Below are 24,286 nucleotides of genomic sequence, written 5' to 3' on the forward strand. Positions count from 1 at the left end.
ATAATATTGATTATACCATTGGCTTTAAAATTTTTAAAGAATCAGATATTGTTTTGTACATATTCTTTTACAGACTCTAAATACTACTATATGATAAAGGGACAAACTTTCAGGGAGAATGATTATGACATTCAAAGAAAGAATAAACGAGATTATGCAGAGTATACGGATAGCAGCAATAAGTTCTCCGTCTATATTCTTTTTTGTATTAGCAGCAGGTATATCGCAGCTCTTTTATAAATATATTCCGAATGCGATACATTTGAATTTTTTGTTTTCGTTTTCGGTCGTTTTACTATGTAACGACAAGATAAGAGCAGCCGCAGTCCGCACTAAAGTGATAATCTTCAGCGGTCAAACAGCCGCACTTACAGCAATGTATCTTACCGGTCTTTTAACCCTCAATAAAAACGTTGAATTGGCTTATGTATCGTTAATATACTTATATTGCATCTGCGCTTTTATCTTCTTTTTCCCTGCGGAAGACTTTCTGAAAGAATTTAAATTGCGGTTTATTCATGTTCTGGTTTCGCTGCTCTTTTTCGGCGCTGTATACTGCACACTGTTTATCACCGTCTCTTTGATTAATGCCATTTTTTATCTTAATATTGTGTTTACCGAAAGTATCATTTTCCGCATAACCAACACGGCAGCAACCGTTACAGCTCTGACCGTGTTTGCCGTATACCACTCAAAACCGCTCGTACACTCAAAATTTTTTACCCTTATGTTTCAAAAGCTGCTGCCTATTTTACTGCTGCCGCTTGGTATCCTCGGCCTTGTGTACTTAGCAAAGTATGCACTACTCCCACGTTTAACTGAAGTAATGTATTTTCCGTTATATTATCTTGTGCTGGGCACTATTGTACTCTGTCTGTTGATGATTCAGCATTTTACAGACCGGCAAAATATTGTACGGCTTATGCTCGGCATCCTCGGTACCGCATCGCTCCTGTTTATTGCCGCTTTGCTGCACGAACGAACAATCACTGCAAGGAGTTATAGAATCGGTTTTAGTGTGTCCGACAAACTACCGCTGCACGAAATAGCAATAAACGGCCTTTTGGCGCTTTACTTTTTTGCTGCGGTATTCAGCAGGAAAAACATAACTGCAAAGCTTCGTACCGTAACGGCAATTATCACAATCATTCTCTTTTTTCCGGTCATCGGATTCTATAATTATGCTTATTTTGAAAGGGAAAATATAACCAGACCTCGTAATGATTTGGCAGAGTTTATACACGAAAGAAATCGGAATAGTGATAGCGTACCCCGTCCTGAATACTTGTATCGATACTATCCGTTAGAAAATCAGCCTCCTGAAAATATTGATCGAATTATCGAAACCACTGAATACGAAGCAGTTCTTGTAAAAGTTGATTTAAATTTAGATGCAATACCAGGACCTTTTATTCCCCGTAATGCACGATGCCGGTATCGTTCATTCTTATTTTCAATGACCCCGGACGGAAAATCGGTAAAAATAAGCGATGAAACAGACGGCCAGATAGTAATGCTTGATTTTTATACACGGCTAAAAACCGAGAGCGCAGAATCCGAAAAGATATCAGACGAGACGCCTTTCATCTACGAAGATCAAAAGATGAAAATCATTATTCAATATGCTTCTTACTACGAAAATCGATCCGCGCGCGTTACCTTCGATGCTTATATCAAAAAGACACCGGCCAAGCTGTCGCTACATTGAAATGATAAGATTATTCTAAAGTACATAAAGAAAATGCCGATTATTGGAATAGTGGAGGGATCGGTATGGTATCGAATTATGTACCGTTGTCATCATTGTCTTATGCGGCAATGACGAACATTTCGGCCGGAGGGCGTGCATATCTTCCGGTCGATACCAAACAAGTTGTTTATTCTCATTTTCAATATGTTTCCGGAGTGCCGCGTACTAAGGATCAAAACGGCGTCAGCATCGGTAAGCTGAAGATTTTAAATACGCTTATCGATCAGCTGGTTAAAATGCGCGAAAACGAACGGGAAAATAAGCTATTAACAGCAAAACCTGATGAAAAAACGTTGGATGCGATGATTGAATACGTCAATACTAAAATTCATACGGAAATAACGCTTTCAAAAAGCATCGGGTATGCTTCTTCCTTGCCGGAATCGGCTTATCTATTGGATCTGACAGCCTAGATAGAGAGGCGTTTTTCATAAATATTTTTAAACGCCTCGTCCGCATATTTTATCTTTTCTAAAGAACTTGCGATTTTTTTGATAAAAGAGTAACATAGCGGCCATGGACGTCATTGCGCGGTATCCTGAATTTTCTCTGCTATCTCTTGAAGCTGTACAGGCCATTAAAGCCGATTTGCAGCAGCAGAAAGACGGTATGTCAGAGTTAACCTTCGGAAGTTTGTATTTTTTTAGAAATACGTATAAATATAAAATAAGCAGATTTAATGAGCGCACCTTGATCTTTTTAGGGGAAGAACAGAAAAAAGCGTTTTTCTTCATTATAGGAGACCCACTTCCGCTCGCAACACTTAAAGAACTGTACAACGATTGTGCTTACTGGAAGTTGATCTCAGAATCATATTTAACCGATAATGCAGCTTTTTTCCAAAATTTAAAAGAGCCCCCTACCGAAGATAGAGATAATTTCGATTACCTCTATACACGTCTTTCATTAAGTACGTTATCAGGAAAGCAATTACATAAAAAAAAGAACCATGTAAACGGATTTTTAAGTAATTACCCTGATTTTACGTTAAAAAAGCTTGATTCAGATACAAAAAAAGACGCATCTAAAATTTTAGACATCTGGGCAACAGAGCAAACCAATCTCCAAGAAACCGACTACGAAGCTGCGCAGCAGGCCTTGGCATTGCCGCAAATAGCAGATTTTCTCAGCCTTATCCTCTATGTACAGGGTGTGCCGGTCGCATGGTGTTTAGCCGAGTTAGCAGCACAGGGAGCTACCGCTGTTGTCCATTTTGAAAAAGCACGAACCGATTTTCGAGGCAGCTATCAATACATCAACTATGCCTTTGCACAATCACTTCCCGAACACGTCGTATACATCAACCGTGAGCAAGATTTGGGAGACGAAGGGCTGCGCCATGCAAAAATGAGCTACAAGCCGGAAGGTTTTGTTAAAAAATACCGACTTGATAAAGGAGCACTTTGAAACTATGAAGTTAGTCAGCACTCGAAACAGCACACATGCGGTTTCCTTTAAACATGCAATCTTTGATTGTATGCCTGCCGACGGCGGTTTATATGTTCCCTACTCCGAACACGATTTACGATCGTGGATATTGCACATGAATGAGCAGACAGCCTTTTCGACTATAGCAGGCTCACTAACCTCTGCTCTGCTTAAAGAAGAAATTAGTCCGGTTATCTCCGAACGTATCGCAGCAACCGCGTTTCAATCCTATAGCCCGCGGCTCCGCCAGCTTGATGACCGCCTCTTTTTGCTGGAACTGTTCCACGGCCCGACCGGTAATCATCGGGATTTCGGCTTTTTATGGCTAGCCTCCGCCTTGGAATATCTGTTGACAATAGATGAAAAAAATGCCATCGTCGTTGCCCCCAGTACCGGGGCGGGCGGCAGAAGTATGGCAGTAGCATTTGGAAACAAAAAACATCTTAAATTGGTTATCTTATATCCGAAAGGCTACGCAAAGGGGCTAAAACCGGAGGATTTATTTCAGAACGGCGGCTCCGTATACCCTGTAGAGGTTGATGGAGATATTGCTGTAGTCGAAAACCTCATCAGATCGGTTTACCAGGAACGGCAGCTTGTAAAAGATTATAACTTGACGCTGGCAAATACCGTCAACATCGGGCGCATCCTACCGCAGGTGTTCTTTTATATGTTTGCCTTTACCCGTATAAAAACACGAACGGCAGGAGAAATATTCTATGCAGTTCCTTCCGGAAATTACGGCAATCTTGCGGCAGGCTTATACGCATGGAAGTTTCGTTTACCGGTAAACGGTTTTATTACGGATGCAACAGATGCACTGAACTGCGACGAAACAGGATACTGCCGCTGCATTAACTCTTCCGTTCCTCTTGCGGAACGCGGCCCTGCCGACCCTGCCGTTCCCTCCAGTATTGAACGGCTTGAACAAATTTTTACACTCAGTCCTGCTATCATGAAATCGATTATTTTTCCTGCCAAGGTTTCGGATGCCGAAGCGGAAACGCTGATCAGCGATTCGTACCGGCATTACGGCATCATGTTTGATACGGCAACCGCCCATGCGTATGCCGCGGCGCAAACCCGAAACATCTTCCGGCGGCGTGGCGGGGAATCCCTCGTGTTGGTGTCGAAGGATCACCCCGCTTTTGAAAGCGAAATTCTTACTCGGATATGCGGCGAATCTCCGATAATGCCCGAATATCTCCGAGGTATTGATACGCCTCTCTCAAATGTACCGCTCATCAGCGGAACAAAAGAAGAGCTCATCAAAATCTTAAATACAGTAAGCGAGGTACAATAATGCCATACAAATTAGACGGTGCAAAATTCCCTACATTGGAAGATTTAGTCGAAGCGCTCTATCCGCTCTATGCCGATAAAATGAGCGAAGAAGAATTCAAGAAATATGCGGAAGAACACGCGGAAAAAAGTTAACCGATGTCTGTTACAAACCTTACAGCTTTTTTAAAAATTGTCTGACTCCTTCTTTCACGAAGGACTATTAAGCTCAGTTTTTGGAGATTATAATGGATTATCATCACGGACTTTTAAAGAGAAGTACCGCACGGTTCATCCTGTGCTGTATTGCGATACTTGCTCCTGCCTTCCTTTTTGCAGCGCAGAAACCCACAACCGAATCCACGCAAGGCACTTTTTCCGGCGATTACGTTATTTACCGCGATTATTCATGGAAATCCCCTACGTGGATAGGCTTTTTGTACTATAATGACGAAACCTACGGAGCATTTATCCGTACCGATGATCCGGAGAATCCCCATACCGTATCCATCATATTCAGCACTCAAATTGAGAAGGGGCAGTTAGTCCTAACCGGCCAGCAAATTATCTCTTCTATCACATCGGACGACACCTTTGGAGTCAATTATTTGATGGGACTTTTGCCGAAGCTTTATGAACTTAAAACCTTTCCCCGTGCCGGAAAAGCACCGTTCGGTACGGCAACAATACGCAAGCAAATGGAAGAATTCGGCGGTTCGGTAACCCTGGACTTTCAATCTTTTATACCCCTCTTTCACCTGAAAACAATAACCGGTGCAAAAAAAGAAACTGTTTTGGAATTAACCGAAATAGGCTCTATTAACGGCAATGGAGAATCGGTATTCTACGGCTACGATCCGGTAGAACCTCAGCAGGACACAAACGTATTTACCCTCAATAAGGCGGCAAAAAAAGAAACGGTAACCGTATCGGGCACGCGGCTCCATTTGGATAGCCAGTGGAAAAAAATTGCAGATAACTCTTTTCTTTGCGGAAATACGGCCTTTTTAACGGTAAGTACGGTCAATGCACCGCAGGCAGAAAACGGAAATAAGTTATCCGTACCCGAACAATTACTTCGATTATTAACCGCTTCAAGCCCTTATGCAAAAACCCTGCTGCCATATACGACTATTGAAGGAAAGCAGACCGCCTTTACACTAAAGCAATCCATATACGATGTCGAATCAAAAAAAATTTCAAAAGATATAAAACGGTGTATTAAAAATAAAGACGGCAGCTTTACCATTGTCAGCCTAACGGTTAATAGTCATGCTTATAGCGCCGAACAAGCCTATTTTAATGGACTTTTTTAGTTTTTGTGCTATACTGCAACAGAGATGATAGGGCATTTACTTTTCGACATTGATAATACACTTTATTCTGCATCGAATCTGATGGAACGGAGAATCTCCGAGCGGATGTTTCAATTTATTGCCGATTTTCTATCGGTTCCGTTGGAAGAAGTTATCAGGCTGCAACGTGCGCGGCGGCACAACTACGGCACAACGCTCGAATGGCTTGAGTGTGAATATCATTTTAACGACAGAGACACTTATTTTGCCGCAGTACATCCTGCTTCGGAAATTTCAGAATTACAGCCGGATCCCCATTTACGCGACTTTCTCATTTCGTTACAAATGCCGATGACGGTATTAACCAATGCACCAATGGCACACGCAGAACGGGTTTTGAACTTCTTTAATATCAGTGACTTATTCCTCGGCATTTTTGATATTTCCTACAACCAGGGAAAAGGGAAACCGCAACTGACAGCCTTTACCAAACCGCTTGCCGCCGTACATAAAACGATTGAAGAAACTTTATTTTTAGATGATTGCCCTGCATACGTTCAGGGGTTTGTCAAAATTGGTGGCAGGAGCATACTAGTCGACGAAAAAGAACGATGTACGGATTTTACCAAAACGTCCGGAATTCCATCGATTAAATCGATTTACGACCTACCGCCGTTACTGGAGCGCCTTTCCGTATAGGATGATATTATCGGCCGGTACTATCCGGTCTTTTTTAGATAAAGTGATGATGGGGCATCTCTAAAAGATTCACTTGTTAGATATGCTCCCAATTATTTTTAGGAGGAAAACATGGACGGTCTTGTACTAAAAAATATGCTTGAAGAACTCAGGCCGCTATTTGAGCAGTATGCAAGTAAGGATAATGTTATCACTGAAGAAAATGTACACAAAATGGAAAATCCTCAGATTCGTACAATCTTGGAATCCGCCGTAAAAAAACTTTTGTTAGACGGTTCAAAACTATACCCTGAAAAACACATTACCGAATTTTTGCAAGCAATTAAAGCAGGAAAGAAGGGCATTATCCTTTCCGAACACTACAGCAACCTCGATTTACCGATTTTCTTATATTTAATGGAACAAACAGGACCGGCTGGAGAAGAGCTTGCCCATCGCTCTATCGCAATGGCCGGCATGAAACTTACCGAAGAAGACCCGCTGATAGCAGCTCTTACCGAAGGCTATGAACGCATTGTCATTTATCCAAGCAGAACACTCGCCGGTATTACCGACCCCGTACAGCTGGAAGAAGAGAAAAAACGGAGCCGCAGCATCAATATTGCCTCAATGCGGACGCTGGAAGAAGTGCGAAAAGAAGGAAAAGCCGTTATCGTATATCCGGCTGGAACCCGCTACCGCCCCGGCAAACCGGAAACAAAACGAGGAGTCCGCGAAATCGACTCCTACATCAGAACCTCCGATGTAATGATGCTGGTGTCTATTAACGGCAACTGTTTACGTATTTCTGACGATCCTTCCAATATGCTCGGCGACATCGTATGTCAAGACAAGGTCGTCATAGAGGTAAGTCCCGTTATCGACTGTACCGAATTCCGCGAGCGAGCCAAGCAACGATGCCATGAAGGCGATGACAAAAAACAGGCTGTTGTCGATCTCGTCATGGAAGAACTGGAGATTATGCACAACCGAAACGCATAGACTTACTGATTTTCCGTTACCTTGACAGAGGGATAGAAAATCGTTATCGTACAAGAAGATACTAAGGATATAATCCATTGGAGGTGATTCTGTAAGTGGCAAGTATCGTTATCGATGATTCCGAAAACCTTGAAAAAGCGATTAAGCGTTTTAAGCGCCAAGTTGAAAAAGAGGGAATTATCCGCGAGTGGAAAAAGCGCGAATACTATGAAAAGCCGTCTACTATTTTAAATAGAAAGAAGAAAGCTCTTCAGCGCAAGTTAATGAAAAAAAACCGCAAGTCATATGATTCAAAATCATATTAATTTCTAACAATCACCAGCAAAGCCGATGTGATAATTCCTAATCCTTATTAATAAAGAATTATCCATCGGCTTTGTCAGCTTTCAGTGCCTTTATTGCCTCATTCAAACCGGCCATCCTCACAGATACAATGGTATTATTATTCATCATCATCCGAAGAAAGTTCCTCATCTTCTCCTATTGAGTCATCATCTGTTGCACTCTCAATCTTCGGCATTTCCGTCGAATTTTCGCCATCTAACCATAGTAATAAATAATCAATAAAGTTATTATTAGATTTGGAATCCGATAAGGTGAACTTAATTTGTTTTGCAAATAGTTCTTTACTATTTTTATTTAACCATGCATAGATATGTTCTATATCGGAAATCAGTTGCTGAATTCTTGAATTAAACGGGGAAAAAAGCTGCCGATATCCTGCTCCACAGGATCTTGAGCGGATTAATGCACATAATAGCTCTAAATGAGAGCGCAAGAGGTTCAGCTTTCTATTGGACAGCGGTTCTTCTTGATCTACTAGTTTTTTATACTCATTCTTTATTCCCTCAATTACCTGATTAAATACGGTTTCCATTTGAGTAATAGAAATTGTATTCAAGAGATTTTCACATCGCCACAACGCAATTGTAAGAATTTGAAGCTTAAAATGATTTAGTTTCGAATCATGATCTGACAAATCTAAAGCCCAATCAAAAACTGCTTTTTGAATAGGAGTATTCGTATCTCCTATGAAATATCCGAATTGGAAGACTTTTTGCTCTATGATTTTCCAATGTTGTTCAAAATCAATCATCTCGTGTAACTTTATTTTCATTAAATCTGATGATATATCGAGACAATCTTTATGAAGTATACATGCGTACAAGAATAATTCGTTCCATAAGATTTCTTGCTCTTGAACTGCCTGATTATATAACAGCGATTTAAGAGCTTGTTTTATAGAATTAATTTTCTCCTTAAAAGCTGTAGGTACTTGGGCATTTGTAATAATTGAATGACCGAAATTCCATATTTGCATTGTTGGGAATCTATATCGCCTTGCGAGCGATGAAATTACTTTTGTGGATAAACTTATACCTTTCGTGAGTCCTATAGCAGAGTATAATCTTATGTTATTATAATATTCGGGTTTATGCTTTGTATTGACAGAGAAAGAAAAACTATTACCGTTTTCGACTGCCTTAAATTGGTTTTTATATATTTTTATGTATTCGGTTTCATCAAGTTTGATAAGAAAATAGTAACCATGAATATCCTTTTTACAAGTTGGAGCAAAATTTAGGGGAATATCATATGTATATCTTTTTAATTCATTCTTTTCTTTTGCATAAAAATGAGTTAAATCAATAATACTGTTAAAATTATTTTCTTCCCATTCAATTAAATTACGAGTCGTATTACTACGACTATCTTTCCAATTTGTATATTCGTCCCAAGTTCTTTCAGGGGGAAAATTCGGTATTGGGAATTTAGTTTCATCAATTTCTTTCCATTGAACTTTTGCACGTACAAAACTTGGTGAGTCGATTGATACAAAGTACAAGTCAAAGGGTTGCTCTTGTCCGTATGTATAATACATTTTTAATTCGCAAGAAGTGTCTACTTTTAATGGGAATGCCAAATTTGTTAAGCAAGCCTCATATTTCAAAGCAGAGGTATCTTTACCGATACCTCTGACCAATCTGAAATGATATTCTTTTATATTTTTATTAAGAATAAAAGTTTCCGAAATAGGTATTTCTTGAGCTTTTCCACGTATCGGAAGAACGGTTTTCTCGTTAGTTAAGTTAATATAGTGCCTTCGGCCTTTCTTAATAACAGTCATCTGTACATTCGGCAGATGCTCACTCCACAAAGGGATATCGGAAATTCGATGTTGAAGTTTTACAAAAGAGGCAATCCCGTGTATCGGCTTAAATGGGATATTTATGAATGTCCAATTGGGATTAGGCATTTTAAGTCGCGCATCTTTTATTGAGTCTTGACCAGAAATAATATAGATACATGAAGAGTCAAGCTTATCTTCCGTATTTTTTACGGCCGCAAGAATATACTCCATTATTTTTGAAGGTTTATAATCACTAATAACAACAGGCGGATGATGCTCCCAGCGAACGCCTCCCGGTATTTCCCTTATTGATTTTAGATTAATCTCTTCAGTCTTCTCATTTTGCTTATATGTTGTTTTCGCAGTAATCGGTGTAATTGATAAAAGTTTTTTATCAGCTGTAAATTCTTTTTTTTCAATTACAAATACAAAATCATTATCTTTGATGGCATAATGAGGAAATTCATTACTATGTTGAAAAGCAAAAACCGCCCCGATACTACTAGGAATGGGATTCGCATTGGTAAAAACAGAGCTTGCTGTAGAACGTATAAGCCCTAATGAAAAGTCTTCAAGATAGTCCGGCAGGATATAGTAGAAATTATTTGTATTGTAATAATCTCTCATCGAATTCATAAAATTATATGCCGCTTCCGTTTTTAATTCTATAGAAACTTCTTTACGTATAATGCTATCATATAAAATATCATCAAAAGATATTGAATCAATCTTATAATTATTCAATCTATCTTTATGAATTGATGGCGATGCGGCGCAATCAACATTAATTAATTCCGAAGAATCATCAGCCTTCCAGAATTGGCGTAATAATTTCAACGGATAAGGTGCGGCTGATTCAGTTTTACTATCAATAAATTCCGTATTTGAAATGCCGTAATAGCATTCTGACGAAAAATCCATAACCGTAAAAATTTGTTCTTCCGTATTATTCGAATAAACTATTCTTCTATCGGGAGAGTGAGAAATTGAATTTGCAAGTTTACCGGCAATTTCATTAGCATCAAACAGATTTAATAATTTATCAGGGTATTTTTTTCCATCAATTTGAAAAAAATTATAAGCAATATTAATTGAATGTTCTTCTCCGGCCTCCGATGTAAAAGTAATGATATTACCTTTAATCTTTAATTTAAAATCATCAGCCTCAATAACAACCCCTGCATTTTCTCCATAACCGATAGTTTCTATTAAAATTTCATTTTTTATAGAAAATTTTACAGGAAGTTGCTTAATCTTGCATTTCCGTTGCTGTAATAATGCGCTTGTTTTCCAGAATATATAGACTGCTAAATAATTATCTACGTTATTCATATCATTTTCGATAATATCAGTCAGTTCAAGAATATATCGCCATGTAGCCCAGACTTTTTTATAATATTTATCACATAAAAGAATATTATTTGGCGGTAAATTTTGCCATACACCGATTTCTTGCGCCTCATCACTCTTAAGCCATTTACATAATTTTGAATATAAAATAGAAAGCTCTGAATCTTCGTTTTCTATTTGAAGCGGTTCGGCAGTGAATATATTCAATCTTTCTTCCAGAATACATGTTGCTCTTATTATTAATTTTTTTAATAAGCGATTTTCCAAAGTATCTACGCTTTGTTGCCTTTTTACAGCTATAACGGAAGGTTTGGCAGCTATTTTTTCTCTAACTGTTCTACCTGGCCTTCTGGAAATATCTATAATCCCCATCGAATCAATTTCTTTTGCCTGATAAACCGGCATTTGTTCATGAAAACGGAGAATTTCTTTTCGAGGAGCTTCAAAAATATGAAAAAGCCCTCTTTTACTGTATGAAAAAATATTAAATATCCAATCGTAAACATTTTTATCGTCTGTGTATGACTTTATTTCTATAAGTTTATCAAGCAAGGCAGTTAGATCCGTATCGAGAGGCTCTCCCGTTTCAGGATCCGTTTCGATAATTCTATAGTACCAATCCCGTAAAGAAAGTAATAATTTCTCTTTAGAATCTTCTACAGTTAAAGATTTCAAGAGTGTTGAATAATCCGGTGTTTCTTTATCCATTATCGCCCCTCTTGTTTATCTTGTTCCATACTTAAATATTCGGAAGTAACCCAGAGGAATTGTCCGTCTCCAAATGTAATTGCATTCAAGAAGTCTTTAGAGATATTTATGTTATGACCTTCATTCGTAAAACTTGTAATTATACTTGAAATTTTTTCAAGAACTTTTTTAGATTCGCCTCCCGTTTCGATTCCACGCAGCTTCGGCATAATTTTCTGGACTAACTGATCTTCAAATGCGGGATCAATCCTCTTGTTTAATTCGGCAATAAATTCTTTGTCATTCATATCTGCCGATTTAGAGATAAGCAATTGCCGTACATCCGGATAATTCCAGATATAATTTTCAATTGATTGCCAAACTCTGTGTCCAATCGCACGTCCGATATTTGAGATTTCTTTATTAATCTCTTCGACTAATTGTTTATATGGTGCAATTACTTTTTCAGAGGCAGCCGTTTGTTCGTCTGTAAAGTTTACCTTCCATCCTTCCCATGTCTCAATCGGAAGATACCTTTCTTCCGGTTTTACCTCTTTATTAATCTTTATACGACGTTTAAATTCATTTGGGCGAGGGAAGTTAATAACAATGCCTCTATCAAGAACTTTATCGGACAGATTTTTCGTTGTTTCATCCTGATTCATAGTTCCCACCCAAAGAACATTTCTTCCAAGTGCAAGCGGATAAGAATCCGTTCCTCCTAATTTGACAGCTAATGTAGGATATTGCGGGGTTCCTTCATCTTTCCCGCGGCGTTCTTCGAGTTTACTTAAAAATTCTGCAAAATACTGTTCAATGTGTGCAAGATTCATTTCATCCAGTAAAATAATATTCAGTTGATTTTTTAAGCTGACAGAGTAATTTTCTGAATTCTCTTTTTGAGATTGAATTAAATATTTTAGAAGAGGCTGAGCTTCAAACTTACCGGAAATTGTATTGTAGTAACCGAGCAAGGCCTCTTGACTATCCCAATTAGGCTGAACGGGAATATTTACAAAATTAATGCCGCCAAACTTTGCATATAATTGTGGTAATTCTGATTTACCGGTCCCGCTGACACCGGCAAGAACAGCCAATGGAGACCATTCAGCGGTTTTTAATGCCGTATGGAAAGCCTTAATAATTCTCGGTGAAAAAGCAAGACCATAATCGGCGATCTTTCTGCATACTTGATCTAACCATAAAAGCTCATCATTAATTGCCTCTTCCCCTGATACCGCTCTTTCCTGATTCTGTTCTGAGGTATTATCTGCGTTGTCAGTATTAGCGGCATTGTCACTGTTTTGATTTATATCTGAATCAGTTTCGGGAACGGACTCTACAGAATCTTCAACTTCTTTTTTTGTTACTAATATCAGCGGCTCTTTACGAATTTTATCTTCTGTAAAATTTTCATGCGGAGCCATAATAGAATTTAATTTCTCTTCAAGCGTCGCCTCTTTATCATATAATTCTCTGTAATGCTTAATCGTTTCATTTTGCTCTGCATTAAGCGTTTCTAATCTAAGCTTATCCTGTTCAAGTATGTTTTTTTGTGTCTCTAATGAAGTATTATGTACCGCATTTAATTCACCGCTGTTAGCAAGCTTTTGAAGCGCTACGAGTTTATATCTTGAGTCTTCTAATTGTTCCGAGAGACTGTCTATTTCTTCCTGTTTACGGTTGAGTTCTTCTTCAACATTATCAGGGTAATTCTGTAACGTCTTTCTAGCTTCCGCTAACTGTCTGGTTAGAGATTGAATTTCAACTAATATGGATTCCGGTTCTTGGCCATTAAGTCTGTGCTTAATCTCTTCATAGGCAATGAGCCGTATTTCAAGGTTTGCTCGTTCTTGACTTAATCTTTCTTGATGTTCTTTGTAGTTTTCAAGTCTCGCATTTAACTCTTTAATTTTTGCATCGGCTAATTCTTTTGCTTGTTCATCTAAAGACGCCATTTTTGAAGAAACGATTGTTCTTTCTGCCGCTAACTGAGAATCTTTTTGTTCATAATCTTTTCTGTCTTGTATAAGCTTATCACGATCTTGTTCTAAAATGATTTCTCGTTGACGCAGTTCTGCTTCTTTTTGAGCAATTGCATCGCGTCTACTACTTAATTCCGTATCCGTTTCTTGAATTCTTTTTGTGGTTTGTACAAAAAGAGTTTCTTCGTGTTCTCTTTCACTTTTTTGGTGAGCTTCATGGAGCCGCTCAGCAAACTTTTTCTGTTCTTCCTGCCGTTCTACAGTAATTTCAGAATTACGTTTTTGAATATCCGCTTCATTTTCTTTGATCCTTGCTGAAAATCCTTTTATAGCTTCTTGAAATTTAGGTTCATATTCGGTTCTTTTCATTTCGAATACGGTACGAGCGTCATCCAACTTTGAAAATTCATCTTTTATCGCGGTGTTTTCTTTGTCCCTATATTGCTCAAATTCGATTTTTCTTTGCTCAAGCAAATCTTTCTCATCTTCAAGGCGTTCTTCTTTTGATTTAATCGAGTGCTCTCTCTCAACAAGCTGTTTTTCTCTTTTATTATTTGTAAAAGGCCACATTTTATTCACTCCTTTAGTCAATGTATTTTATCAGTATCTTTATTATATTAGTAACAATTTTTTTATAAATTGATACTTCCCGTTCAGAATATTCTCGAACATCACTATGCCCGCGTGATTTTAACAAAAAATCTAAATCAAGAATAAACCGAGGATATTGTTGAGAAATATCCATTAGTTGCTCCTCCGGTACAAGTATCAAAAAACTTACAATACCGGCTCCTAAACTATCGCATCCTCCCCCGCATACAGCCTTACCTATCTTTTTATAACTTACCGTACCTATAGAATCAGGCAATTTGTTATTTTTGAGTTCAAAATATACATTTCTACATTTTTCCGCTACAAAATTGCAGTTTCTTTGTTCTTTAGAAGGTGGCATCATATATTTTAACATAGCCGTAATTGAATATTCAAAGAACTGTTGTAATACCGAACAGGCACTTCCTGCAACATATTTGCGATCTCCAAACGTAATCAGAGAATTGATCATTTGTTTAATAAGATTTGCAGGAAGTTTATTAATAGTTACATAGCCATAATCTTTGTATAACTCTAATTTCTTTTCATATATCTTCTGAATATAAGAGGAGTATTGATACTTACTGTTATGAATATCATCTTTAAAATAATCAGTAAGTAACTTATTATCGGCTTTTAGTTTTTCATTCAAATATTCTACGTAAAAGAGAATCTTCTCGATTATCTCTTTACACTTACTTGCAGAGACATCTGAGAATGTTAATCCTGGACCATGCGCCATTGAGGTTTTATCACGTAATTCTTTTAATTTAAAAAAATCAATCATAAAGTCCGGATAATTTTTTGCCAAAAAACTCAACGGAACTTCGGGATCATCAATAGCATTTGCCAGACATAAACACAATAACGGTATAAGTTCAGGTTGATTATCATCCCTCATTGATTTGATTTTACCGGGATATACCTTTAATAATGTTAGATAGTTGTGCGGCAGATTTATGGAAAGATTTTGTGCAAGAATATAGAACAAGAAAATATTATCTTCCGCTATTCCAACTTCTTTTATTTTAGTTTTGTTTATTTGTCGCGCTTCCTGATCTGCCAATTGTATTGTAACATCTTCTTTTTCCCTAGACTTAAAATCAGCATAATACATCTTCAAAGCATATTCCAAGGCTGTGAATATATTATAATAAATGATTTCTCCCGATCGCTTCATATCTTCTCGCGCAATATGGTTTTCTACCTTAACCGATTTTATTTCATTAAAAGTCTTTACTGCATTGAAAATCGGATTGGATACTGCCGGATAGCTAAAACGAGGTTTCTCGTACTTATTATCAGCCTCTTTTTCTTCATTGTTTATTTTAGCATTTCCCTTTTCAAAAATCGATCGAATCCACGGATGCTCGTTATCGTTTGCATTTCGGATAAAATCCGTAAAAATATCGGAAATTCCAATTCCGGCAGCATCGGTAGAATGGATTTCTCCATTAGCAGTAGCAAAACCGACTGTATGAACAAATACAACCTCTTTACTTTTTACTTTAACGGAATTAGAAATTTTACTAAGAGATATTTTTAATTCTTTCTCAACAGCCTTGTTATATTTTCTGATAGCTCTTAAGAGGAGATACGCTTCCGGTTCAGATGCAATGGCTTTTTCATAGTTAGTAGAGATAACTACAAAACCTTTTTTCCGTCCATTTCCCGGCAGGTTAAATGATCCTTCTAGAGTACCGTTTTTTTCTGAATAAATAGTCAATGTATTTTTTGCAGGATAAACTTCCACTAAATCTATAAATTCTCCGGAGTTTATATCTTTAAACAAACAAATAACTTGTGCCTCCGTATGATTACCGTTTATATATTCATCTAAGTATGCATGGCCTTTATCGGTAATCGAACAAAGTTTGTCTTTTAAATAACCTTTTATAACGAGCCTATTCTGAATAAACGCTATCGTTTCAACTTCCATATTCATTAAATCTGCAACATCCTTTGCCTTTGTGATATTACAATCTGCAAACTTTAATATTGTTCTTTCAAAAATATCAAGTTCGCTTTTATCTACTTGTATTTCCACTTGATACATAATGCAAGGCCAGAACAAATTTGTCTGACTGTTTTTGATAGGTGCAAAACCTTCAAAGCATGGTTTGTTTGAAATAATACCTCTATTTTTTTTTCGGAGAATTACCAATTCCGATTTTTGTGCGTCCGTCATTATTATTCTCCTTTAATCAATTGATTTAGCATCAAATACAAGTCCGAAATCGATATTATTTTCACACATGGTGATGTAATGATTAAGTTCAGGAACTGTGCTTTCTGCGATATTGCTTGTAAACAAATTTTTATCACCGATTACAACAAGTACTTTCTTCTGGCGGCTCATACTTACACAAAGCCGATTCTTTGACATTAAAAACCCAAAAAGCCCCTGTTGTTTCCGTAAACCTTCTTCGGCATCCTTTTGCATTTCAGAATATGCATTTCTTATTCTGTCTTCTGTTGCCGTACGTACCGTACATAAAATAACTACATCAAATTCCATGCCCTGAAATGCATCAACAGTACCGATTCGAAGCCTTTCTTTAATGTTCTTCTTTTCATCAGATAAGGTATATTGATAATCTTCATTTATTTGCAATTTTTGAGTACAAATACCCAGAGAAGATAATTGCTTTTTTATTTCACGACATTGCGCCGAATAAAAACTTATTACACCGAATGTCAATTTTTTCTCCGTATCAAAATCCAACCATTTCTTCAAGAGTTTTGCTGCAACAATCGCCTCTCCTCTTCTATACCTGCTTTTTGAAGCATCTCTATTTTCCGCACCACCCCCATTTCGTTCATTTTCAACATTGCACCAAATTGCTGCTTTATTAGTGATTATAGGCAAATTATGGCTGAATATTTCTGCTTTTAGCGGAGATTCAAATCTTTCATCAGGATTATGAACTTCATAAAACTCCTTACTGATAAAAGTTCCTAAAAGAGGATGCATACGATATTGTTTATCAAGCGTTATTTTTTTTGAAGCGTCTAATTGAGCGAATAATCTTTCAAAAGTACTTTCATTCAAGAAAGCAATTTCTTCTCTGCTTGCTGCCGATATTTCCATTTTTTTCTCAATATCTTGGTCAACTTGTTGAGGCAACTGACGATGATCCCCTACCAAAATAATATGTTTTCCTTTCGCCATAGGAATTAATAAATCCGGAGGAGCAACACGAGCAGCTTCATCTACTATCACATATTCATACGGTAATTTCTGCTTATCGGTATCAAGGCCAAGTTTTCGGCGTGCCTCATTAATTTCTTGTCCTTCGCTTTGTTGTACGGTGGCTGCCAAAACAGGATTATAACTTAATAGCGTATTCAGTATCCCATCGGGATTATTTTTTAACTCATAAATAAAGTCGGCAAGCGCCATATTCTTTTTTTCGCTCGGGTCAAAAGGATATTTTTGGATTCTTTGAGATACTTCATTAACAATCTCAGCAATAACGGCATTTTCTTTATTGCGTCTGAACTCTTCATGCGGAAGATATTGTTCAAGCAGCTCATTTTGTAAATTTTCCAAATCGCTTAAAAACGACAAGTCAGATTTCAATTCGTAACTACAAGCTTTACTTAAACATGAAGGAATAGGAATCTGCGCCTCTCGTAAACGAGCAGCCAATTCCATAGCTCGTTTTGTACCATCATCTTGAAAAGAGACCTCATCGGTTCGTAAGGCATAAAGGCAATTGATCATATCCATATCATCCGAGGAAGGGTCTTGATCTAAACTTACTAAAATTGAATCTATTTTTTCTATAATTTCAGGAGTTGTAAATCGTGAGCTTAAGTTTTTAATACCATTTAAAAGTGCAATCTCCATCGCAGTTGACGGAGCTTTATGATAATCTAAAAATAAAGAACGCAGATTTTGAAATTCAGCCGATTCTATTACGGCAGGAATATTTTTCTCAATATTTTTGACTACCGTTTGGCACCAAGATTTAATTTCAGCTTGCGTTGTAGAAATACTCAGCTCATCTTCAGAACTTGAGCGGCCGGATTTTACCGTCGGCAATCCATTCGTTAAAAGTCTATTGGTAACATTATCTACCGCATCATGTTGAAGACTTGTTACCAATATTTTTCCTGCCAGATTATTGTCTTTCTGAAAATCTTGATTTAAAGATTCAATAATTCCACAAATAACGGTAGATTTTCCTGTTCCCGGAGGACCTTGAATAACTGCAATATCCGAAGTTGTTAGAGCAATGTTTATAGCTTTCTTTTGATTTTCCGTCGGTTCAAATTCAAAGATCTTTTCATATACTTTTTTTTGTTCCTTATCGGATAACTTTCTTTTAGTACCGGATACACTTGGAATATTTGAGCTAAGATTCGATTTTCCATCAAGGATAAGCCCCAGATTACTTATCTGGCTGCATCCTTTAAGGATATTCTGTCGTGCACGCCGTCTTCTTTCAACCTGTATTTTTTCGCCGGTAATGGAAAGAATCATAAATAATTCTCCATTTTTTCCTCTTTTAGGTAATCCTTTATGCTTTGATTCTATAGTAATCGTATCTTGTGTATAGTCAATAATATTAAGATTGCTCCAGTGCTTTTCTTCTTGTTCTTGTTTTTTCTTTTTTTTATTTTGAAACAAAGCTTCCTGCTCAAGATTTTTATCAATTTCACCAATCCATTCTTCGTAAGTCATATTCGGATTTAGTAAGTAATCCGGTAATTCTTGAACGATATCTACAGTATCCGTTTCTATAGTTAAATTATTAAAGTCGCCAAGTTTATTTTCACCATTATATGAGTAGTTAAAAAGTATTTCATGATTACTAAGTTTTTCAGGCTTTCCGGATAACACGATATACCCTACTTTGCGAGCAGCTTCAAGAAGTCTTTTTCCTATTTCCGTGTTATATTTATCCCATTCCCCGATATAACTGCTACCGTCATCTAAATTCTTTTTCATTTCCAGTTCATTCAATTTTGAAATCGTTTCTGTACTTAAATACGCAAATCGCAATTCACCTTTTGCCAAACACACGGAATTATCATTGTTTCTGGGTATATGTCTTTTGATATCAGATGAATATAACGAAATTTCATCCCTTATTTCCCTTGATTTTATGACTAATTGCCAATCTTTATTGACTAATGTACAAGAAGCCGCAGGATCATCATCTCCGGGAGTTTTTCCTATATAAAGAAAATAGGAATTTGACGATGAACCTAACATAAATTGAGATTTTAAAATACCGCATAACTGGTCGCCATCTTTACCTTTAGAACAAAAATGAGAAGTTCCACAGGCCGTAATAAAATCTTCCGTTACATTAACAATAAAGGGTTGCGGAAATGTTTTATATTCTCTAAAAAATACAACCTCGATATCCAATTGATTGTTAGAAAGGATATTTATTACTTCATAAAGATTTGTTTGACCTGCAAGAATCCTATTTTCTAATGAAGAAATATCGGAACACTTTATCATCCTAACCATTTTAGCAGCCGCCCCTATTTGTAAGATATAAGCATCAGACAAATGAGTATTCTTTTGAAGTATTATTCCAAGTGGATTTTGTTTATCAATAAGATTATCAGCAGGATTTGAATACGGCTCGATTCTGCAGGAAAAGTGTTCTCCGTATCTTAGTTCGCTTAATTTCATTGTAATTCTCCTCCGGAAATAATTACTTTGCGATACTTTGTGAATAAAGTGATTGAGAAGTTTTGAATATCCGAAACTTTAAATTTATAAACACCGGTAAATCTTTCTCTAAGATTGTTCTTTTCAATATAAATAGTATACTCAGATTCAATCAATCGTAGTGCAATAAAACCATTTTTCAAAGAAATTCCAACTACGGAATTATCACTCTCATTTATTTTAAATGCTTCAAAGCATCTTGAAGGTATATAAAACTCTTCCTTGTCTATCTCATGAGCAAAAGAATAAACAGGCTCATCGTTATTAATTATATAAGTTTTTACTAGAACGAAAGGACATCGTTCCGTTGAACAGTACGGACAACAATATTTATCATCTTCCGTATAATCATAATAATAAGTCATTCTGCATGATAAGCATCTAATAGTTAAATCTGCTGCTTGAGCAAAAGCTTTTGGCCATCTGATTAATGGAGTCCGTAACTTAGGGTTATTATGTCCTGTTGAAAACGTATTATCAAATAATGCAAACAATAACGGAGTAAGGAATAATGAATTGACTTGTTCTAAATCTCCATAAGAATTTGAGTCGTCATTTTGATTAAATATCCATGGATACATACCGGTATCATTAAAATTTCCGGGATCAGCTTTTTGTTGTACCGTAACACTATTCGCCCAGTCATCATCATCATTATCATCCGATCCCAGAACTTTTTTACCTTTAAATGGATGCAGCATTGTTAAAATATAAAAAGCGGCAACCGCAAAAGCATAGGAATCGGAATAAACAGTGGCAGGGCTTTTACCGTTTGTTATTTCCGGAGCCCCAAACCCGGGAGTGAAATAAGTTTTACTCTTTCCGGCAAAATTAATATTATCAGTATCAATTAGTCCGGCTATTATTCCTGCGGCTAATTCTTTATACATAAGATTACCGCCGGAAATATCACCGTATACAAGCCCCCTTGCATGAAGATTTGCCAGTAACTCTGAAACTTTGTACAGAGCAAGCAACCTTGTTCTTATACTTCCTGTTTTACAAAAGTTTATCCAAACTTCAGCATCTTGAATCGGATCCCCAGCTTCATTTTTTAACCATCTAGGGATATCATTATCTTCAATTTTTTGATGCAACTTCAGAAAGCTTTCAAAACTTTTCATTTCATTCATAAAAGTCATGACATATCCGGCATGACTTTTTAAAATACTAAGAGGTTTGGAAAGATTAATATTTTGCGGCAGAGGAAGTTTTCGAATAATATTAAGCTTGTAGGAAATATTTTTTATTGCAGTATCATCCTGTAAGGGATTTCCTTCTTTATCGGTAGAAAGCTTTATTGCAATATCGGCATCATCTTTAACATGAAAAACGGCGCCTTGCCCTCCTTGCCCAATCTTTTCACCTAAAATATATACACGGTTTTCTACATCAACAACTTTTATTTCTGTTATTTTTACATCCATAAATTAAACATTACCTCTCTTAGTTATAAATATAGCAGTCTTATCATCCGTATGTCGGGGTACAGGCCAGTTTGAAATCCACTGTTTCATATCCAGTTTTATTTGTTTGCATGAATAATCTCTATATCGATCTGACATATCCTGTACAAAATCTATCTCACAGCTGTTTTCTAAATCATCGGAAATTCCATCAGTACATAAAAAAACGCTCTTAATAAATTTTATATTTATCTTTAAATATTGCCAGTCTTCACGGCTATTAACATTACCTAAACATTTCGTAATATTAGAAAATGATCCGTTTTTTTTATCCGAAACTAAAATATTTTGATTATCTGAAAGGCACACGATCATCCCATCGCCTAAACGGAATAAAAACATTTCTTTCCCATTGCATACGACCCCCAATAATGTTGCCGAACAATCCTTAATTTTATACCCTGATTTTTCAATTAAATGTACCCAATATTTATGAAAATTATTTATAAATCTATCGGGTGATTTTTTTGTTTTTCTAATCCATTTTTTTGAATATTTTATAAATATTTTACAGGCCACATTTGAACCGAAATCAGAATGAGTTTTACTTCCCAGACCATCAGAAACTACAGCAATAAAACCGCTCTTAAAAAAACAGAGTCGGTTTGCATCCTGCATAGAAATATTTTGTCGAATATGAGCTGGTCCTATATTTTCGACAGCAGCTCCTTTCCAATATTTATTTTTCATATTAGCATTGCCTTTTTGTTATACTTCTAAGAACGAATCTAAGGCAGCATCCAATTCAAGCGTATTAAAGATATACCAAGTTTTATTCTCGGCAATAAAACTTGGCGGAAATAACTGTGAACTTACTACTGAATTCCAATCAGCACCAACTCCCACCAATCTCACTTTTATTTCTTTATTTTCTTTTAAGATTCTGTTTAAATCCGTCTTATCACCATCAATATACCCATCCGTCAGGAGAATAATATTTCCAACTACCTGCTGTTCAATAAAATCAACCAGCGCTCCCAAATTTGCTGTTCCCTTAACATCTTTTATTAATTCTTCATTTTGATAATCAATTCTGGTTATAGACGTATCCCATCTATAATAATCTGCCTCAATATCCTCATGAAGATAAATACTTCTACAGATAGATTCCAAAATATCGGATTTCGACAAACAAAACATACTGCCCGAATTATCAATAACAACTAAGACTTTAGTCATATAAACCTACGAACTCCTCTATTTTCGATATGATATTATCACCGTCAAAAACTCTGACATTTTTTGATTCCGCTGCCTTTTTCACTACAATAGGGTTATCGACTTTATTTATATACAGTAAAATTCCCTTTCCTTCCAAACCGCCATAATATCTCACAATATTTTCCAGTTTCATAATATGCTCTACTTCGGCTCTACCCGATTTACATTCTATGACATACAGTCTATTGCCGTCGGTAAAAACAACATCAAGCTCTTGGTATAACTGATTGTTTTCCGACTTAGTTAATCCTAAAAATTTCTCTAATGTAGTTGCATTATTTGTTTCATAAGAGATTTTTAAACTATGATGCAAATCGGTTATTTTTTTTGTTTTAACCAAGTTCTTTAAGTTATTATAAACATATTCTTCAAACCATCCTCCGGTTAGATAAACCTTGAACTGTGAAGCATCTTCAAACACATATTGCCTGTCTTTAATTTTAATATAAGAATTGCGGTTGTTATCGGTAAAAACGGTAATTTCTTCTTTTACAAAAGGTTTTAGTAACTTAAAATATCGTTTTTTGATTTCGCCTGCAATATCATTTATAATCGCTCTTCTTTTCCATAAATAATTTGTTAAAGAAATCATATCTGCTTGCTGAAGCATTCTTCCTCGTGAATCACCGATTGATAAACCGTTACCATTCAATTTTATAAAGAATTCGACTTTTTCTATCTTAACTATAGGTTTAGAACTGAAATCATTAAGAAAAATAACCTTTTTATCTCTCGTGTTAAAATAAAAGGGGATCCCACCGAGTTGTCTGCAAACATTTAATGAACCGGCATACATTAATTTTGTTCCACCCGTTAGATTGAATCCTATTTTTTGATTTTGAACCCCATCCTTTTCTTCAATAAATTTAAGTAATTTATCTTGAACATCCTTAGGATTGTATGCGTCTACATTTAATTCTAATAATTCAATATCTTCCTTAACAAATTGTTTCATAATATCAACGGCATGGTATCCTGCGGATGTAATAAAAACATGACTTTTGCAGTTAAATTGTTTTAGACCTAAGTATGTCGGTATTCTTTGATCACCATAAAGATGAAATATCATGTCAAAATATTTACCATTCCGATGTTCTAACGGCATTTGTTTTCCATACCATTCCATCCATTCTTGCGGTAAACCGATATTTTCCGGCCCTTTTCTCGGATCCGGTGATGCTATAAGCCGTTTCCGAAACTGCGGAAATTTCAAAGCCGCCATTGCCCAACAGAAAGCCATAACCGGAGTTCCGGGACTTAAAAACAAAGTCACGTATATATCTTCCTTATTGCTATTCTCTGCAATTGATTCCAACAATCGGACAGCTGCTGCATATATACCCTCGGTATCATTTAGTTTTCTCAATTTTACCGGTGTGAATCCAATAGTAATACTTTTAGTATTTTCTGCTACTTTATTTTGCAACCACTTTATAAAATGATGATGTGCCGGTTGTGTATTTGCCCATTTATAAACAAAATTATTTGCTTCTGCCGTATCATTTCTATTTAAAGATGCAAGCTCACTATCAAAAACTTCATCTGAGTAAGATTCAGCCGCGTTATTCGTATAACCTAACAGCTGAATCTCAGTGTAATGAGTTGATAAAATTGCTCCTAAGAGCGGTCCACTTTTTTCGATCCCAAGAGATGCTTTAAAATCTGTTATGCCGTACCACGAAAGTAAACATTCTTTCATAAAGTTTACCGCCCTTAAAATCTATTA

17 protein-coding genes are annotated in these 24,286 nt (G+C 36.5%); 9 read left to right on the plus strand and 8 right to left on the minus strand.

What is annotated here, in order from left to right; genetic code table 11:
- The first annotated feature begins 124 nt into the window (after nt 1–124).
- The 9 genes from E4N65_RS11280 (at nt 125) to rpsU (ending at nt 7,739) form a co-directional block, all read left to right on the plus strand.
- Entirely contained in the window at nt 125–1,708 is a 1,584-nt protein-coding gene (locus E4N65_RS11280) for a hypothetical protein (RefSeq protein WP_253673316.1), read from the plus strand.
- 65 nt (nt 1,709–1,773) lie between these two features.
- Entirely contained in the window at nt 1,774–2,163 is a 390-nt protein-coding gene (locus E4N65_RS11285) for a hypothetical protein (RefSeq protein ID WP_044014545.1), read from the plus strand.
- A 103-nt stretch (nt 2,164–2,266) separates the two neighbouring features.
- On the plus strand, nt 2,267–3,157 hold the full coding sequence (locus tag E4N65_RS11290; RefSeq protein WP_253673317.1) for a DUF2156 domain-containing protein: 891 nt from the start codon (nt 2,267–2,269) through the stop codon (nt 3,155–3,157).
- Nucleotides 3,158–3,161: 4 nt separating this feature from the next.
- Nucleotides 3,162–4,481: a pyridoxal-phosphate dependent enzyme gene (locus E4N65_RS11295; protein WP_253673318.1), complete on the plus strand. Its 1,320-nt coding sequence runs from the start codon at nt 3,162–3,164 to the stop codon at nt 4,479–4,481.
- On the plus strand, nt 4,481–4,615 hold the full coding sequence (locus E4N65_RS12195; protein ID WP_016522790.1) for a hypothetical protein: 135 nt from the start codon (nt 4,481–4,483) through the stop codon (nt 4,613–4,615). Before E4N65_RS11295 ends, E4N65_RS12195 begins: the two co-directional genes overlap by 1 nt.
- 92 nt (nt 4,616–4,707) lie before the next feature.
- Nucleotides 4,708–5,775 carry a DUF7954 domain-containing protein gene (locus tag E4N65_RS11300; protein ID WP_253673319.1) on the plus strand — a complete coding sequence of 356 codons (1,068 nt, stop codon included), beginning with the start codon at nt 4,708–4,710 and terminating at the stop codon, nt 5,773–5,775.
- A 24-nt stretch (nt 5,776–5,799) separates the two neighbouring features.
- Entirely contained in the window at nt 5,800–6,453 is a 654-nt protein-coding gene (locus E4N65_RS11305; RefSeq protein WP_371921818.1) for an HAD-IA family hydrolase, read from the plus strand.
- 111 nt (nt 6,454–6,564) lie between these two features.
- Nucleotides 6,565–7,434, plus strand: coding sequence for a 1-acyl-sn-glycerol-3-phosphate acyltransferase (locus tag E4N65_RS11310; RefSeq protein WP_253673321.1), 870 nt, complete (start codon nt 6,565–6,567; stop codon nt 7,432–7,434).
- Between the two features lie 95 nt (nt 7,435–7,529).
- Nucleotides 7,530–7,739 (plus strand): 30S ribosomal protein S21, encoded by a 210-nt coding sequence (rpsU, locus tag E4N65_RS11315; protein ID WP_006188264.1) that lies wholly within the window; start codon nt 7,530–7,532, stop codon nt 7,737–7,739.
- Nucleotides 7,740–7,876: 137 nt separating this feature from the next.
- On the opposite strand, the gene E4N65_RS11320 is transcribed toward rpsU, so the two are convergent.
- From E4N65_RS11320 to E4N65_RS11355, 8 genes are read right to left on the minus strand one after another with little or no spacing between them, the layout of a single operon-like run.
- Nucleotides 7,877–11,623: a DUF2357 domain-containing protein gene (locus E4N65_RS11320; RefSeq protein ID WP_253673322.1), complete on the minus strand. Its 3,747-nt coding sequence runs from the start codon at nt 11,621–11,623 to the stop codon at nt 7,877–7,879.
- The gene (locus E4N65_RS11325) at nt 11,623–14,157 is read right to left on the minus strand and encodes a hypothetical protein (protein WP_253673324.1); all 2,535 of its coding nucleotides are present in this window, start codon (nt 14,155–14,157) and stop codon (nt 11,623–11,625) included. Before E4N65_RS11325 ends, E4N65_RS11320 begins: the two co-directional genes overlap by 1 nt.
- A 13-nt stretch (nt 14,158–14,170) precedes the next feature.
- Nucleotides 14,171–16,366 (minus strand): hypothetical protein, encoded by a 2,196-nt coding sequence (locus tag E4N65_RS11330; RefSeq protein WP_253673325.1) that lies wholly within the window; start codon nt 16,364–16,366, stop codon nt 14,171–14,173.
- A 12-nt stretch (nt 16,367–16,378) separates the two neighbouring features.
- Nucleotides 16,379–19,834, minus strand: a complete 3,456-nt coding sequence (locus E4N65_RS11335; RefSeq protein ID WP_044014530.1) for a DEAD/DEAH box helicase — start codon at nt 19,832–19,834, stop codon at nt 16,379–16,381.
- A complete protein-coding gene (locus E4N65_RS11340) occupies nt 19,831–21,300 on the minus strand; it encodes a protein kinase domain-containing protein (RefSeq protein ID WP_253673327.1) in 1,470 nt (489 codons plus the stop codon). The genes E4N65_RS11335 and E4N65_RS11340 overlap by 4 nt, the downstream gene beginning before the upstream one ends.
- A 3-nt stretch (nt 21,301–21,303) precedes the next feature.
- Nucleotides 21,304–22,029, minus strand: coding sequence for a PP2C family serine/threonine-protein phosphatase (locus tag E4N65_RS11345; RefSeq protein ID WP_253673329.1), 726 nt, complete (start codon nt 22,027–22,029; stop codon nt 21,304–21,306).
- An 18-nt stretch (nt 22,030–22,047) separates the two neighbouring features.
- On the minus strand, nt 22,048–22,518 hold the full coding sequence (locus E4N65_RS11350; protein ID WP_044014524.1) for a VWA domain-containing protein: 471 nt from the start codon (nt 22,516–22,518) through the stop codon (nt 22,048–22,050).
- Nucleotides 22,511–24,259, minus strand: a complete 1,749-nt coding sequence (locus E4N65_RS11355) for a Card1-like endonuclease domain-containing protein (RefSeq protein WP_253673331.1) — start codon at nt 24,257–24,259, stop codon at nt 22,511–22,513. The genes E4N65_RS11350 and E4N65_RS11355 overlap by 8 nt, the downstream gene beginning before the upstream one ends.
- Nucleotides 24,260–24,286 lie beyond the last annotated feature (27 nt).

This window comes from Treponema sp. OMZ 855 (genome assembly GCF_024181145.1).
Classification (GTDB): domain Bacteria; phylum Spirochaetota; class Spirochaetia; order Treponematales; family Treponemataceae; genus Treponema.

Coding starts and splice junctions, on each gene's coding strand:
- E4N65_RS11280 (WP_253673316.1), top strand. CDS start 125: ATGACATTCAAAGAAAGAATAAACGAGATTATGCAGAGTATACGGATA.
- E4N65_RS11285 (WP_044014545.1), top strand. CDS start 1,774: ATGGTATCGAATTATGTACCGTTGTCATCATTGTCTTATGCGGCAATG.
- E4N65_RS11290 (WP_253673317.1), top strand. CDS start 2,267: ATGGACGTCATTGCGCGGTATCCTGAATTTTCTCTGCTATCTCTTGAA.
- E4N65_RS11295 (WP_253673318.1), top strand. CDS start 3,162: ATGAAGTTAGTCAGCACTCGAAACAGCACACATGCGGTTTCCTTTAAA.
- E4N65_RS12195 (WP_016522790.1), top strand. CDS start 4,481: ATGCCATACAAATTAGACGGTGCAAAATTCCCTACATTGGAAGATTTA.
- E4N65_RS11300 (WP_253673319.1), top strand. CDS start 4,708: ATGGATTATCATCACGGACTTTTAAAGAGAAGTACCGCACGGTTCATC.
- E4N65_RS11305 (WP_371921818.1), top strand. CDS start 5,800: ATGATAGGGCATTTACTTTTCGACATTGATAATACACTTTATTCTGCA.
- E4N65_RS11310 (WP_253673321.1), top strand. CDS start 6,565: ATGGACGGTCTTGTACTAAAAAATATGCTTGAAGAACTCAGGCCGCTA.
- E4N65_RS11320 (WP_253673322.1), bottom strand. CDS start 11,623: ATGGATAAAGAAACACCGGATTATTCAACACTCTTGAAATCTTTAACT.
- E4N65_RS11325 (WP_253673324.1), bottom strand. CDS start 14,157: ATGTGGCCTTTTACAAATAATAAAAGAGAAAAACAGCTTGTTGAGAGA.
- E4N65_RS11330 (WP_253673325.1), bottom strand. CDS start 16,366: ATGACGGACGCACAAAAATCGGAATTGGTAATTCTCCGAAAAAAAAAT.
- E4N65_RS11335 (WP_044014530.1), bottom strand. CDS start 19,834: ATGAAATTAAGCGAACTAAGATACGGAGAACACTTTTCCTGCAGAATC.
- E4N65_RS11340 (WP_253673327.1), bottom strand. CDS start 21,300: ATGGATGTAAAAATAACAGAAATAAAAGTTGTTGATGTAGAAAACCGT.
- E4N65_RS11345 (WP_253673329.1), bottom strand. CDS start 22,029: ATGAAAAATAAATATTGGAAAGGAGCTGCTGTCGAAAATATAGGACCA.
- E4N65_RS11350 (WP_044014524.1), bottom strand. CDS start 22,518: ATGACTAAAGTCTTAGTTGTTATTGATAATTCGGGCAGTATGTTTTGT.
- E4N65_RS11355 (WP_253673331.1), bottom strand. CDS start 24,259: ATGAAAGAATGTTTACTTTCGTGGTACGGCATAACAGATTTTAAAGCA.